8 protein-coding genes and 6 pseudogenes are annotated in these 13,153 nt (G+C 56.5%); 5 read left to right on the top strand and 9 right to left on the bottom strand.

The window, feature by feature from the left end; genetic code table 11:
* Positions 1-47 precede the first annotated feature (47 nt).
* Positions 48-976, top strand: a pseudogene (tnpC, locus tag GGD46_RS26905) (IS66 family transposase).
* Here the strand turns inward: tnpC and GGD46_RS26910 are convergent.
* From GGD46_RS26910 to GGD46_RS34035, 3 genes and pseudogenes are all read right to left on the bottom strand, one after another.
* The gene (locus tag GGD46_RS26910) at positions 867-2,822 is read right to left on the bottom strand and encodes a recombinase family protein (RefSeq protein WP_004112912.1); all 1,956 of its coding nucleotides are present in this window, start codon (positions 2,820-2,822) and stop codon (positions 867-869) included. The pseudogene tnpC and the gene GGD46_RS26910 sit on opposite strands and share 110 nt — an antisense overlap.
* Positions 2,815-2,991, bottom strand: coding sequence for a hypothetical protein (locus GGD46_RS34030; protein WP_240535395.1), 177 nt, complete (start codon positions 2,989-2,991; stop codon positions 2,815-2,817). The genes GGD46_RS26910 and GGD46_RS34030 overlap by 8 nt, the downstream gene beginning before the upstream one ends.
* Positions 2,992-3,097: 106 nt before the next feature.
* A pseudogene (locus tag GGD46_RS34035) lies at positions 3,098-3,214 on the bottom strand (hypothetical protein); the annotation flags it as partial.
* Positions 3,215-3,291: 77 nt separating this feature from the next.
* Between GGD46_RS34035 and GGD46_RS26920 the strand changes: the two are divergent.
* Positions 3,292-3,480 (top strand): annotated as a pseudogene (locus tag GGD46_RS26920) (transposase domain-containing protein); the annotation flags it as partial.
* A 97-nt stretch (positions 3,481-3,577) separates the two neighbouring features.
* Here the strand turns inward: GGD46_RS26920 and GGD46_RS26925 are convergent.
* Positions 3,578-4,594: pseudogene (locus GGD46_RS26925) on the bottom strand (radical SAM protein); the annotation flags it as partial.
* Positions 4,595-5,508: 914 nt separating this feature from the next.
* The gene (locus tag GGD46_RS26930; RefSeq protein ID WP_004112919.1) at positions 5,509-5,961 is read right to left on the bottom strand and encodes an SgcJ/EcaC family oxidoreductase; all 453 of its coding nucleotides are present in this window, start codon (positions 5,959-5,961) and stop codon (positions 5,509-5,511) included.
* Between the two features lie 586 nt (positions 5,962-6,547).
* Here GGD46_RS26930 and tnpA (GGD46_RS26935) point away from each other — a divergent pair.
* Positions 6,548-6,799: pseudogene (tnpA, locus tag GGD46_RS26935) on the top strand (IS66-like element accessory protein TnpA); the annotation flags it as partial.
* Positions 6,800-6,883: 84 nt separating this feature from the next.
* Here the strand turns inward: tnpA (GGD46_RS26935) and GGD46_RS26940 are convergent.
* Genes GGD46_RS26940 through tnpA (GGD46_RS26950) form a run of 3 tightly spaced genes read right to left on the bottom strand, consistent with a single transcriptional unit; the run spans position 6,884 to position 9,310 of the window.
* Positions 6,884-8,491 (bottom strand): IS66-like element ISRtr5 family transposase, encoded by a 1,608-nt coding sequence (locus GGD46_RS26940; RefSeq protein WP_028755357.1) that lies wholly within the window; start codon positions 8,489-8,491, stop codon positions 6,884-6,886.
* Positions 8,492-8,532: 41 nt separating this feature from the next.
* Entirely contained in the window at positions 8,533-8,886 is a 354-nt protein-coding gene (gene tnpB / locus GGD46_RS26945) for an IS66 family insertion sequence element accessory protein TnpB (RefSeq protein WP_028755356.1), read from the bottom strand.
* Entirely contained in the window at positions 8,870-9,310 is a 441-nt protein-coding gene (gene tnpA, locus GGD46_RS26950) for an IS66-like element accessory protein TnpA (RefSeq protein WP_028755355.1), read from the bottom strand. Before tnpA (GGD46_RS26950) ends, tnpB begins: the two co-directional genes overlap by 17 nt.
* A 759-nt stretch (positions 9,311-10,069) precedes the next feature.
* Here tnpA (GGD46_RS26950) and GGD46_RS26955 point away from each other — a divergent pair.
* Positions 10,070-11,008: a LysR family transcriptional regulator gene (locus GGD46_RS26955; RefSeq protein WP_004112925.1), complete on the top strand. Its 939-nt coding sequence runs from the start codon at positions 10,070-10,072 to the stop codon at positions 11,006-11,008.
* A 205-nt stretch (positions 11,009-11,213) separates the two neighbouring features.
* On the top strand, positions 11,214-12,263 hold the full coding sequence (locus tag GGD46_RS26960; RefSeq protein WP_004112928.1) for an AraC family transcriptional regulator: 1,050 nt from the start codon (positions 11,214-11,216) through the stop codon (positions 12,261-12,263).
* A gap of 603 nt (positions 12,264-12,866) precedes the next feature.
* On the opposite strand, the pseudogene GGD46_RS26965 reads toward GGD46_RS26960, so the two are convergent.
* Positions 12,867-13,086 (bottom strand): annotated as a pseudogene (locus GGD46_RS26965) (hypothetical protein).
* Positions 13,087-13,153: the final 67 nt, after the last annotated feature.

Below are 13,153 nucleotides of genomic sequence, written 5' to 3' on the forward strand. Positions count from 1 at the left end.
ACTCCGCTCGCCACCGCGCTGCCAACCTGTCACAAAGGTGTTCCACCATGTTGGCCAATTCCATCAAGTTCGAAACCAGCAAGAGCGCCCGCCCGTTGCTCGCGGCAACTTCCGGATCAACGCTCACAAGATTGGTCGACTACATGGCAAAACGGCTGCTGTTTGAAAGCACGCGGCTCTATGTCGACGAGACCACGGCTCCGGTGTTGGATCCGGGGCGAGGCAAGACGAAGACCGGTTATCTCTGGGCCGTGTTGCGTGACGACCGCGGCTGGAACGGTTCTGCGCCGCCGGGCGTGGTGTTCCATTATCGGCCCGGGCGTAAAGGCGAATATGCCGCTGAAATCCTCGACGGGTTCAACGGGACAATCCAGGTGGATGCCTACGGTGGTTACTCTCACCTCGCCACGTCGGACCGGATGGGCGGTGATCCCTTGAAGCTGGCTTTCTGTTGGGCGCACGGGCGCAGAAAGCTGATCAAGGCCGCGCCAAAGAGTGGATCGCCCATCGTCGACGAGGCGCTGGTGCGGATCGCCGCGCTCTACAAGATCGAAGGCAGTATCCGGGGCTCAGATCCCGAACATCGCCGGGCAGTTCGACAGGACCTGTCCCTCCCGCTGGTGGACGAATTCTTCACCTGGCTCGCAGCGCAAGCCAGCGCGTCTCACGCAAGTCCGACCTCGGAAAAGCCCTGGCCTATATGCTGACGCGGCAGGACGGATTCCGGCTGTTTCTGGACGACGGCCACGTCGATATCGACTCCAACCTGGTGGAAAACGCGATCCGCCGACCAGCCATGAATCGCCGCAATGCGCTCTTTGCCGGTAGCGACGTTGGCGCGACATACTGCTCATCTGACGATGTCCTTAAAATAAAAGGGGATTTTGAACCGGATCCTGAGATATCGGACGTCTTGATCGCCTGGCATCTGCTTCGCGGCGAACAGTGTCGTCTTGAAGGTCGGAAAGTTGAATGATCCAAGGCGCTCCAGCACATAGCTGTCGAGCGGGAAGGACGCCGCTGCTTACCATCCGATAAGCCGTAGCTCGACTTACCTTCAGAATGTCGGCGGTCTCGTCGAGGGTTCTCTCGCCGCGTTCAGCCCGTTCGCCTTCCCGATAGACGGGGATGCCGTGGATGTTGCGAAGACTGCAGACGTGGCTTCGTGTCCAGCTGGCGCCATGTCCAGTCCGCTTGCCGGAGCGGTTCAGGATCGCTGCGATTGACAAATCAGGTAACTGCCTTGCCAAGGCGCGCACGAGATCGACAACAATTTCCGTGATTAGTAGCCGAATGATCTTTTTGCGCGTCTCAATGGATACGCTGGGGCTGTCCCATGCCTGCCCCAGGTCCCTGCCGAGCTTCATCAGTCTTGCACGGTCATCTGCCGATAGCGCGGGCATGTCGCGGTCGGTCGAGAGCGTCTCAAGCTCGATCTCCAGGTCACGCAATTGGATCAGTTTCTCATTCCAGCGTCTTTCCAACTCGCCCGCGACCAACCGATTGTCGGGATCGACAGCGTCATACTGGCGCCGCGCTCGAGCAGCCTCATATTGTGCTTGCTTGATTGAGTTCTCGAGTTGCTGACGCTTATCGCTATGACGCTGCGTGTGCGCCTCCATTGCCTGCAACGCCGCCTCGATCCCGAGGGGTTGCAGTCGTTCGAGAACTTCCTGCGCGACGGCCCGATCGACGCGCATGCCACCGAACCCGATGCAGTTTGCAGCCGCCATGTCGCCGAATGTGCCGCGACAAACGTATCGCTGCGTGTTGCCGCCTTTCCCAGAATATTGAATATGCAGTCGACGACCGCAGCGACCGCAACGAAATAGTCCAGGCAACAAAGCTTCGCCACGCCTTATCGAACCCCGCCCTATGTAGCTTTTTCCATTCGCATTCTCGGCGATCAGATGCTGATTCCTTTCAAACTCGGCCCAGCTAATATAGCCTTCATGATGGTCGTGGATCAAAACTTCCCAGTCCTTCGAATTACGCCGCAACGTATCACGGATGACCCGTTTGCGCCCATCCTTGATCATCACCCGTGTCCCACGCCGGCCGTAGGCGTACGAGCCAGCGTAGACGGGGTTTGTCAGTATGTGATGAAGGGTATGATAAACCGGAGCTTTCCACTCGATCGGCGGTTTGCCGCGCCCTTGATTGACAGACGGAACCAAGACATTCTCTTGCCTGAACCAGAGCAACACCTGGCGGACGGTCTGCAGTTCGGCGAATTTACGAAAGACGAGCAGAATGCTCTCCTGAACGCGCCGATCAGGATCTTTCTCGACACGGGCATCATCCGTCTTCACATATCCGACGGCAACAGTCAGATGAAGTTCGCCGCGCCGCGCTTTTTGGCGCATGGCCTCGACGGATCGTTGCCGAAACACGGATAACTCCATCTCGCTCATCGTACCCTTCATGCCAAGAAGGAGACGATCGTTAGGCGAGCGCGGATCGTAAATAGCCTCTTCGTCAACGATCAGAGTGCCGACCAGACCACAAAATTCCAGCAACGTATGCCAATCACGGCCATTGCGCGCCAGACGTGAGGCCTCAAGCGATACGACTGCTCCCACCCGACCTTCACATATCGCCGCCAACAGCTTCTCGAATCCTGGGCGGGCGATGCCACCTCCGGATCGTCCAAGGTCATCGTCGACGATCTCGACGGTCTCCCAACCCAACTGTCGAGCACGCTCGACTAAGCCGTACTGCCGTCGTTGGCTTTCCAGGTTATTGGCAACCTGGTAGGCTGTCGACTGCCGGACGTAGACGAAGGCGCTAAGGCTAAGATGGTCGGCGGTAATCTTACTCATTGCCCGCCTCCTTTCCGCCGTCGGCGAACCGCTTGCCGGCCAGCTTTGCCGCCGCTTCCGTCAACAGTAATTGAAGGAGTGTTAAGGCTTCCCGGCGCTGGGTGTCGCTCAGGTCTACCGGCCGGGCTGTCACGAACAGATCCAATTGCATGCGAAATTGCTTTCTCATGGCTTATCCCTTCGGCTTCTTGAACCGAGCGAAAAGGTACGTGAGAATCAATGAATGCGCGCAGTTCAATAAGCTTGGCTGCCGAAAGGCGCGGCTCGGCTACAATCTCGATCGAACTTGCCGCAGGATCAAACATCCATGCGGGGATTTGAAATGAGCCACCATGGGCTTGTCGAATCAGCAGATAATGAACACCTTCGTGCTCATGGCTGCCGGTTACCAATACGGTTTGGTCAACCAGTGGATGGAAGGGATAAGTGACCGTGGACTCGAATGCCAGAAACCCGGCATTATGAACCCGGCTTCGAGGGAGGGGGCCGCAACTGGGCCCGGTTTGCCAGCCTGATCGGCACTTGTAAAATGAACAGCGTTGAACCCTACGCCTATCTGTGCGATCTCTTCGTCAGCCTCGCAAACGGCCACCTAGCAAAAGACATCGATGCCCTCATGCCCTGGGCCTACGCCGCCCGCATCAAGGCCTCACAATGAGCTCGTCAGGTACTCTTCGGTGAGCTCATTTGACGGGCCGTAGATCAACCTCAGATCACTGCAACTGAAAAATCGATGGGGCGTGGACGCCGCATACGTTTTGAACGTAGCCTTCGCCGCAACGACCGATGGCCGACGCGCCGAAGCCGATCACAGTTGGGCGTGTTTCGGCCGAGTAACCAAGCAAATTGCGCCGCAGACGACCAGTTCTCTCCGCTAATGCAAGCTCATCATCCGGCAGCGCGAAATGGTCGAGCCCGATTTGCAGATAGCCGGCAGCGGCTAACGTTTCGGCCATGACCGAGGCCTGCTCAGCGCGCCCGGCTATATCGGGCAATGCTGCCCGGTCAATCAGGAGCTGATTTTTTCTATAGGATAGATCGTGCGAATAACCGAAGACCGCGAGACGGTCGGGACGCATCTCAATAGCTAACTTCGCGCTCTGGCGACAGGACTGGACTGTTTGATAGGGCAATCCAAACATCAGGTCGAAATTGATGCGCCCTATTCCATGCAGGCGAAGGTTCTGGACGGCAGTCATCACCTGCGCCTCGCTCTGAACCCGGTTGATCGCCTTTTGTACGATGGGATCAAAGCTCTGCACACCAACGCTTGCGCGGTTCACACCGGCTTTCTCCAAGGCTTCGGCCATATCGGTGGTGAAGGTGCGCGGGTCGACCTCGATAGCGATGTTAGCCGCTTTCTCGAACGCGAAGTGGCCGCGCAAAAGTTCCATTAGCGACAGGAAGTCTGCTGGCGGCATGATGGTCGGGGATCCGCCCCCGAAGTGCACGTCGCTCACGCCAAGTGCCTTCGGCGCTTGCTCGGCGACCAAGCGGATCTCCTCACGGAGCATTGCTAGATAGTGGATGATCAAATTATCCAGACGAGTGATGCTCGTTGGAAAACCACAATACCAGCACATCGAGCGGCAAAATGGAATGTGCAGATAGAGCGAAACAGCGTCATCGGTTGGCAGGCTCCGCAGCCATTCCTCATACGTATGGGCGCCGATTGCAGAGGAAAACTCCTGTATCGTTGGATAGATGGTATACCAAGGTAAATGCGCCTCGCTATGTTTTTTCGAGATGAAAGTTGATGATGAGGCGCGCAATGACTTTCGTCTCCAGTCCGGCTTATCATGTCCAGATTTCACGCGTCGTCTTCCTTTCGATCAGATGGGATTCTGCGCTCGAGGGGTGCTTTTTCGCCGCCAGGCATCATGGCTTCCCGTCTTCCAATGCCGGTCGCCCGTTCCCGCCGCCCTTAAATCGCAAACGCAAAGGTCATTCCAGTCGAGTGAACGATCCAGGACTTGCGTATCATCGACGTCGCTGAAATGAGCTGTCCTTAGTTCGAATGCCGAAAGACGTTTGTGCTTAAATTCGGATTGTGACGATGACCCAACGCCTTGAAGCCAAATGCAACGTTGTCCTTTCGACAATGTCCGACATAGGACAAGCGCGCCGCCCAATCATCTCGATGTTTTGAATCCCATTTGTCGCTTGGCATGATGGATGCGTAGCTCCACAATGCACTGCGTCAAGGAGGAGGAGCCGTCCCGCGATCGGCCTCTCCGAGGAGGCGGGCACCGTTGCTGAGAGTGGGCTCTGGTCGAACGCTTTGAATTTGTACTCTGATTGATCGCTGCGCCGGCTAAGGGCGGAGAATCTGTTCGGCCCCTGGCGCCGGTTGACAGAAACGGCCTCAAAAGGTGACGGGCCGCGGCAGCCTCTTCCTCGCCGGCAATTTCGACCAGTGCTTTTGCAAGAACGACGGAGACGACGTGTCGACGAGGCCGCCGGAAGCCGCTTTTTCAAAGATGACGCCGGCATAGACCTTCATGCCATGACCCTTTCGGCGGTTTCAAGCTCACGTTATGGCCCGTCATACGATCCAGCGATTTTCGTTGGGAAGAAAGAACAGTGAGGCAAGTGTTGCTGGCGAAAGTTCTGGCTTGGAGTGATGAGCTGGAGTTCACCGCAAGCGTGTGCTGGCATATCGCCAGCACGCGTGCTCGAGCCATCCCTATGTCTCAGGCATCGATGAGGAGTGATGGGCTGTAATCATCCATTTTCCGTCCATGAATTCATAGGTGTAGGTGTAACGTGCGGGAATTTTGGTGCCATCGGCGAATGAAAAAGTATAAATGCCGCTGTCCGTTGCCATGTTACATCCGATCCTGATCACGCGCAGATCGATCGATCCTTTCGGCCGCTTTTTGAGAAAGTGCTCGAAATAAGCGGCTCGCTGCTCGTGTGTCAGGCGCGGTGTGTTCGACAGCGTCGGCAGCAGGATCGCATTTTCCGCATAATTCGCGGCAACTTTTTCGGAGTCGAGTGTTCTGAGCGACGCATTCCAGCGATCGAACAATTCTGCTACCTGCTGCTCGGTGATCGGAGCGCAGTTTACAGTGCCAGCGACGGCTTGCTGCAAAGATAAAGTGGAAAGTACCGCCGCGGCGGCAAGTGTAAGACGCATGCTTCATCTCCGGTTTTTGATTGCGCGATAGTTCTCGGCAGGGCTTCTCCTGACTGCTTTTGATTGCTTTCAGCGTCACTCTTGTGCCGTCGACGCCCCAGGTTCTCTGCAATCAATGGTCCGCCTGATGCAGCACCGCCATCAATTCGCAAAATCGATTGTTTGAATAGCACACATCCACGGCATCAATTTACACGCTAAACAGCGCATCCCTCGTTAGGAATCGCCGAGCCGGCCAAGCTCCTGCCGCGGCGCATCTCAGCAATCTGAAGTTAGGGGCTGCTCTCGATCAACGAGCTTCTTCATGACAAGTCGCGGCAAATGCAAAAGATAGGATGATTTGCCACGACGCTTTGCCCCTTATCGGATACATGGTTTTGCCTGTCCGGGAGGGTCGCCGCTCGCAGCCCTTCGATTGGACTTTTGCGGTTGGTGATTCCACTCAAGCAACCGAATATTTTTCGTGCCCGGCACTCTGATATGTCGAATTCCTCAAGCGAGTTCTGGGTAAGCGCGATTTTCCCCGCACCTTCTGCAATTGAGTGAGCTTTGGCATGAGGTGTCCACCAAAATAGGTGGACACCAAGTGATGGAAGAAGGTCAAAAACTTGCCGTGCGGCTGGTCGGTAGGAATGGGAGACGCCGTTTCGATCAAAGTTCGAAAGACCGCCTTATTGCGGCCTGCCTTGAACCTGGCGCATCGGTATCGAAACTCGCGCGCGATCACGGGGTGAACGCGAACCTCGTTTGGAAATGGATACGGAAACATACCCAGCCCCTTGCGTCGCCGCCGTCTTCGACATCGTCTTTTATTCCGGTGCAAATCACCGCGGCCAGCGACGAGTTTGAGTGTAAGCGCGCATTTCCCTGCGCGTTGACGCGGGCGCTATGAGGGTGATCGTCTTTTGCCGATGGGCCTTGATCAGGCGGGTGCGGTTTTTGCGAAGTTGAATGGTAGGAGGTCGTTGATGTCGGCGCCGTCTGGACGCTGCGGCAATTCGGTGAAGACGTGTCGCAACCAGGCGAATGGCTCGACGCCACAGGCGCGACAGGTCAGCATGAGGCTGTAGATTACGGCACTTGCCTTGGCCCCGTCGACAGTGTCACAGAAGAGCCAGGATTTTCTTCCGGTTGCAAAAACTCTAATGTCGCGCTCCAATAAATTGTTGTCGATCGGCATCCTGCCGTCTTCGGTGTAGCGCGTCAGATATTGCCACTGGTTTCGCGTATAGGAGATCGCATCGCCGAGCTTGGTATCGGGCACGACCTTGGGGGCCATGCTGTCGAGCCACTCCTTCAGGGCGTCAAGGACTGGAACGCTGTGCTTCTGGCGCAGGCGCCGGAGGCAATCGGCTTGCGTTTCGCCGTCATCCGGCTTTTCGTCCCGCACCTGCCTTTCAATCCGATAGAGCTGGTCGAAGAACTTCAATGCCTGTGTGGGCGGGCCGCTTTGTTTCTTCCCGGCCTTGAAGGCGTTGACGAAGCGTCGCCTGGCGTGAGCCATGCATCCGACATGCGTTGCCCCCTTGAGGGTGCGCCAGGCCTGATAGCCGTCGCTCATCAAGATGCCGCGATAGTCACCCAGGAAAGTCTGCGGATGCACCTGCCCACGACCGGGCTGATATTCGAGTAGCACAACCGGCTCGACGCTGTCCTGCCCGCTGCGATAGGCCCAGATGTAGGACTCGTCGGTTGCTTTCCTGTCCTTTTCCTTCAGCACCTGCACCGTGGTTTCGTCACCGTGAATGACGTCCTGCGATAGGAGCCGCTGTTTCAGGGCATCGTAGATGCGAACGAGGTGCTTCTCGCTGGAACCGATCACCCAATGGCCAAGAGCGCCACGGCTGACAGGAACGCCGGCGCGCTCGAAGGCCTGTGCCAGGCGATAGAGCGGTGTGCCGTCGACATATTTATGAACAAGAGCAAAAGCCAGCGTCGAGGCCGTGGCAATACTGCCCGGCAAGGGCTGTGCGGGCATCGGCGCGATGATAACGGGCGTGCTGATATCGGTGCGCTCGCAGTTGCGGCAAGCGTACTTGGCCCGGGCATTTTGCAGCACCGTGGCCTTCACTTCGATATGCAGCTGCTCGGTGACGAGTTCACCCATGCGATGCAACGGATGGCGGCAGCACGGACAGGTCTTCTGATCGTCGGCAAGGTCATATTCAACGCGTTGGCGTGGCAAGTTTGCCGGAAGAGGTTTGCGTCCGCGTTTCCTGCCTTCGGGCTTTTCTACCTCTGGCAATCCCGTGTCGGGAAGCTCTGCGACGTCCGGCTCGCCACAATCGGCCAAGCCCTCATCAGCATCGGCCTCAAGGGCGGCGTTCTCGGCTTCGTTGAAGACGCGATCCATATGCTTTTCGCTGCGCGGCGCAAAACGATGCAGTTGTGCAAGCGCCAGCTCTTCCTCGAGCTTGAAGACACGCTGCTCAAGGGCGTCTCTTTCAGCCCGCAGCGCAGCGTTCTCGGCAGCATTCGCCGCCAGAAGCGCCATCAGTTCCGCAACGGTCGGGGTGCCGGCTGGAGTCATCACAGCTTTGAATCTGAGCCGCCCCCCGCCGTCAACTGCCTTCAGCCGACAAATTCATACTGCCGGACAGGATGGCGCACCATCGCGTCGAGATCGATGCCGTCAAGCAGCCAGCGCAACTGTTCGGTATCGAGCATCACGACCGGCGCCTCGCGGCGGGGCCAGCGAAACCGGTCTTCGGACAAGGCTTTCAAGACGAGCACAAACCCTGACCGCTCGAAGAACAGGAGCTTCATCCGGGTTCGCCGGCGATTGCAAAAAACGAACACAGCACGCTCGAACGGGCTCAGACCCATCGACTGCTCGACCAGGATCGCCAGGCTGTTGATCCCCGCACGAAAGTCGATCGGATCCCGGTGAAGATAGACGCGAAGATCGTCAGCCAGCCGGAACATTGCACCGCCCCAGAACTTCGATCATCGCGCAAAGGGCACGCTCATCCACATTCTCAAGTTCAAGCCGCACACCATTCGGCAAAGACGCCATCAGCCGCATTCCTGCCGATGATGACCGCGCCGGCATGTCGGGCTGCCGCGCAGTCGGCGACGCTGCAACCACCGGAACAAAGGCCGACGTTTCCTGCCCTGCAACGACCGTCAAAGTGTCTTGGGCCTGCCGATTTCGGCGAAGCTTCACCCAATTGCGTAACTGATTGGCGTTGACGCCGCGCGCCAGGGCCAGGCGGGCGACTGATACGCCGGGCTTCATTGCAGCCTCGATCAGACGGTCTTTCTCGTTGGGATCGAAACGTCGCTTCCCGTTGGAAAGAACCTTCACAGCCCGAAGGGGCTCCGATCCAGTCAAGATATCCAATGCCATTATGTCCACAGTCTCCGTTGTGGACACAGACTCCTTCATTCGATTTTCAATGAACAGGTGCCGCGAATTGTGCGCTTACAGTTCTGGAGGCCGCCGCGGGCTTCTTCCCACATGTTCGCGGAGTGCAATTTGGCTTTGCAAAATTGTGACCGCCTGGAGGGAAGAGCAAGCCAATTGAGCTTTTCTTTAAACAACTGACAATTTAGCGACGATGAGCGATCGGGCTCTCGGCGCTTCCGGGTGTTGCTGCGCGATTTTGCTGGAACGCAAGCTGAACCCGACCGGGCAGACACGTCGCAGTCAGGAGGCACGGCGTGCCCGAATCCCTTTTGAAGCACGGTGTCGACATGTCTTCCAGTAGCTCGTTCGAAGCCGCGTTCCAGGCAAGTTCGCCCACTGAAATTAACGATGTGCCAGTTCGGTCCCGTCCTGTCCAGCATCTGACACGCAAGAAGTTGGGCGTTGAAACCATGCGGCACCATCAAAGTGCCGTCAGAAAAAACTGGACGAAGCCAAACTCAACACCCTGGAGACTGTGAAAAATGCAACGGCAGGCAGTAGGCCATAATGTCCAGAATGTGAGGTTGCCTACAATCAAAACTGGTCAATTCAATCCTAAGATATCCGTATTACGCACTCAATAGTCTTTGCGATAATGATTGATCTTGCTTTGAAAGGTCACGACGTCAGATCTGCCCGCAAACATCGGAACACTACTGTTCTTTTCAACCCTCACGATAATTCTGGGGCTAAATCGGTATGCGTTTCAAGGGTCTTGATCTTAATCTTCTCGTCGCATTTGACGCTTTGATGACGGAACGCAACGTTTCGGCAGCGGCGCGCAGCATCAATCTCAGTCAGCCTGCAATGAGTGCCGCCGTCCGCCGGCTGCGCGACTATTTCGGCGATGACCTGTTTACGATGCAGAACCGGAAACTTATCCTGACGCCACGTGCGGAAAGCCTCGCCTCCGCGGTCCGAGAGACACTACAGCACATTCAACTCAACATTATTTCTGCAGATAGCTTCGCATTAGACGAACCGGAGCGACACTTTACGATCGCGCTTTGTGATTTCATGACGACAGTATTCTTCCGGAAAATCATAAAGCGTCTGGCAAGGGAAGCTCCCGCTGTCAGTTTCGAGTTAATTCCGCTCCCAGATAATCCGGACCAGCTTCTGCGGCGGGGCAAAGCCGATTTTCTAATTCTTCCGGAATTGTTTATGTCAAGCGCACATCCCAGAGCGAAGCTGTTCGACGAAAAGTTCGTGTCCGTTGGCTGTACGACGAATACGAAACTATCTGGTCAACTTACGGTCAGAGAGTATATGGCGATGGGCCACGTCACAGCTAAGTCTGGGGTTGGTCAACAGCAGTCGCTTGAGGACTTTTATTTATCGGAACGAGGTGTCAAAAGGCGTGTCGAAGTTGCCGTTCAGAGCTTCGGGATGGTGCCCGCAGCGCTATTGGGCACCGACAGGCTCGCAATTCTGCCTCTGCGACTGGTGAAGCATCTCGCACCATCTATGCCCTTGCGAATTGTGGAAAGTCCAATACCTCTTCCGGCGTTCACCGAGGGCATCCAGTGGCCAGCCTCGCATGAAAACGATCCGGCGAGCACCTGGATGCGTGAGATAATTCTGCAGGAGGCGGGCCGCGTAGCAAGTCCTTCGATGTGTCGCGAAAGTGACATTTAGGAGACCGAAATGAAACTGAACGTCTTTGAGTGGGTGCCGCCCACAAGATTACTGGGCGGATTTGGGCCTATTACGACGACGAGGTGCGGATGGACTTCCAGGGCTTCATGGGACTATGAGCTGAATTCGTTACCGCGGCGACTAACCGCAAATAGGCTCGCCAAGAGTGTAGTATCCCAATTGCAACCACGAACAGGCGTATCGGATGTTTCAAAGCAGCAGCCCCCATTTGACATTTAAGCGTGGTGGATCGTCATTTGATGGCATGATCGAAACACTCGGTACTGCCTTTGGTGAGTATAAAGCCGCGCTGGTCAGCCCTGTCGATGACTTCCAGTGGAGTCTGGATTTTTCGACCTGTGACTATGCCACCGTGATCAAGGGTTTTCATCAACACGAGTTTGAGTTTCAAATCCAGCCTACCATCAACGCTGTGCAGCATTTGTCGATTGTGCTACCGCGTAGCGGAGGCATGGGAGTGACCTACGCCTCGCGCGAAGCCACCGCTCGACCCGGTAAGTTGCTCCTATACAACAATCTTGAGCCAGAGAGCGTTGTGATGTATGGCCGATCGAACGTCATTGACGAGCTTTTGCTCGACTGGAATGTGATTCTGCAGACGCTTGATCAAACGTTCGAGACGCCATTCAGTGGATCATTGGACCTTCTGCCGGAATTGGAAACGTCGACGTCGGCCGGTCAAATGATCGGCTCTCTCGCGGAGACCGTCATTCGTGGGTTGCGCGATCCCTCAGTTCGATCCCCAATCGCAATGGCGCACGTCACTCAAGCTTTGGCCGACCTGATAGTACGCTTTGTCCCGCACAAGCTTTCGCACCTGCTCGACAGGAAGCCCTACATGATAGCCCCCAGGCATGTCCGGCGCGCGATTGAATATATGGAAGCCAATATCAGCCAGCCGATCAGAATGCCGATGGTCGCGAAAGCCGCGGGGGTGTCGACACGCGCATTGCAACTCGGGTTCCGTGCCTTCCGGGAGACCACGCCGGCCGCGTATTTGGCCATGCTTCGTTTGCGGGCGGCGCGGGTGGAGTTACTTGATCCGGCGAACGGGCATACAACGAGGGAAATTTGCTTGAAATGGGGATTTCTTCACTTCGGACGGTTCTCGGCGATGTACAAGGCAAGTTACGGGGAAAGCCCTTCTCACACGAGAAAGCGCGTCAGGGGTATGCAGCCCCGCTCTCGCCGGCAACCACAAACTGTGGTGGGCCATTCAATCTTGCGCAGATGATCTCTCGCGCGACAGATGATTGGATGCGTGTGGCGGCTTGCCGTGCGCGCCTCAGGCAGTCTCCTTAACTGCCCCGCTCTCCCGTGTCATTGAGCGATATCGATGTCTTTTCGGATCATTGCATGCCTCCTCTATGACCATCTTCATTTTTCGCGAACAGGATTCCTCCCGGACCGATTGTCTGGTATAGACCGGGCGCCCTGTCGCTGGCGCACCACTGCCACCCGCGTCAGCGCACCCGCCCCGTCATTGCTTGCCACGTGGAATGACAGGGCGCCTGTCGATCGAGCGCAATGATTGGCAAGAATGCAGGGGGGCAATTCCCTCGGCCGACCCATCAGCAATCGGTGTCATGGTATCAACCACGCCGCAGCCGGCGAACACCAGAGTGGATCACAGCCTGCATCGCGAGCCGTATGCCGCTTTCGATCCCATTGTTCGCCCGTCCTGTGCTGCCGACCGAAGCTCATCCCGGGACAAGAGAACCAAGCCGACGACGTTCTTAATTTCTTAATCAGCGTTGCTGAAGATGATTCGTGAAGGCAGCTGTGCTCGGACGGGGCATTCCGGAGCGAATTGCTACACCGTCAATGTTGCGAGGGCTTAGTCTCGCGCGCCTTCAAGGAGGCCGTCGTAGACGTCCATGAGCGCAGTGGTGATAGCCTGCCCGAGAGCATTGCCTGCTTGCCGGACTGCGTCTTCAGTTCCATCACGCGCAGCCTTTGGCGAGATCAAAACCCTGTTCGCCGACAATCTGCTTGGCAACTTCAATAGCCCAGATACCAAAGTCACCCCGGTTGTCGATCCCAATGCTTTCTTCCATTTTTCGTCCTATCCATTTATGCAGAGCGCTTTACACCTCCATTCCCGAAATGGCCGGCACTGCTGGC

It is taken from the genome of Martinezella lusitana (genome assembly GCF_014207095.1).
In the GTDB taxonomy this organism is placed as follows: domain Bacteria; phylum Pseudomonadota; class Alphaproteobacteria; order Rhizobiales; family Rhizobiaceae; genus Rhizobium; species Rhizobium lusitanum_B.

Bases quoted from the DNA above. Each gene is read 5' to 3' on its own strand.
- GGD46_RS26910 (WP_004112912.1), bottom strand. From the start codon at position 2,822: ATGAGTAAGATTACCGCCGACCATCTTAGCCTTAGCGCCTTCGTCTAC.
- GGD46_RS34030 (WP_240535395.1), bottom strand. From the start codon at position 2,991: ATGAGAAAGCAATTTCGCATGCAATTGGATCTGTTCGTGACAGCCCGG.
- GGD46_RS26930 (WP_004112919.1), bottom strand. From the start codon at position 5,961: ATGCGTCTTACACTTGCCGCCGCGGCGGTACTTTCCACTTTATCTTTG.
- GGD46_RS26940 (WP_028755357.1), bottom strand. From the start codon at position 8,491: ATGACTCCAGCCGGCACCCCGACCGTTGCGGAACTGATGGCGCTTCTG.
- tnpB (WP_028755356.1), bottom strand. From the start codon at position 8,886: ATGTTCCGGCTGGCTGACGATCTTCGCGTCTATCTTCACCGGGATCCG.
- tnpA (WP_028755355.1), bottom strand. From the start codon at position 9,310: ATGGCATTGGATATCTTGACTGGATCGGAGCCCCTTCGGGCTGTGAAG.
- GGD46_RS26955 (WP_004112925.1), top strand. From the start codon at position 10,070: ATGCGTTTCAAGGGTCTTGATCTTAATCTTCTCGTCGCATTTGACGCT.
- GGD46_RS26960 (WP_004112928.1), top strand. From the start codon at position 11,214: ATGTTTCAAAGCAGCAGCCCCCATTTGACATTTAAGCGTGGTGGATCG.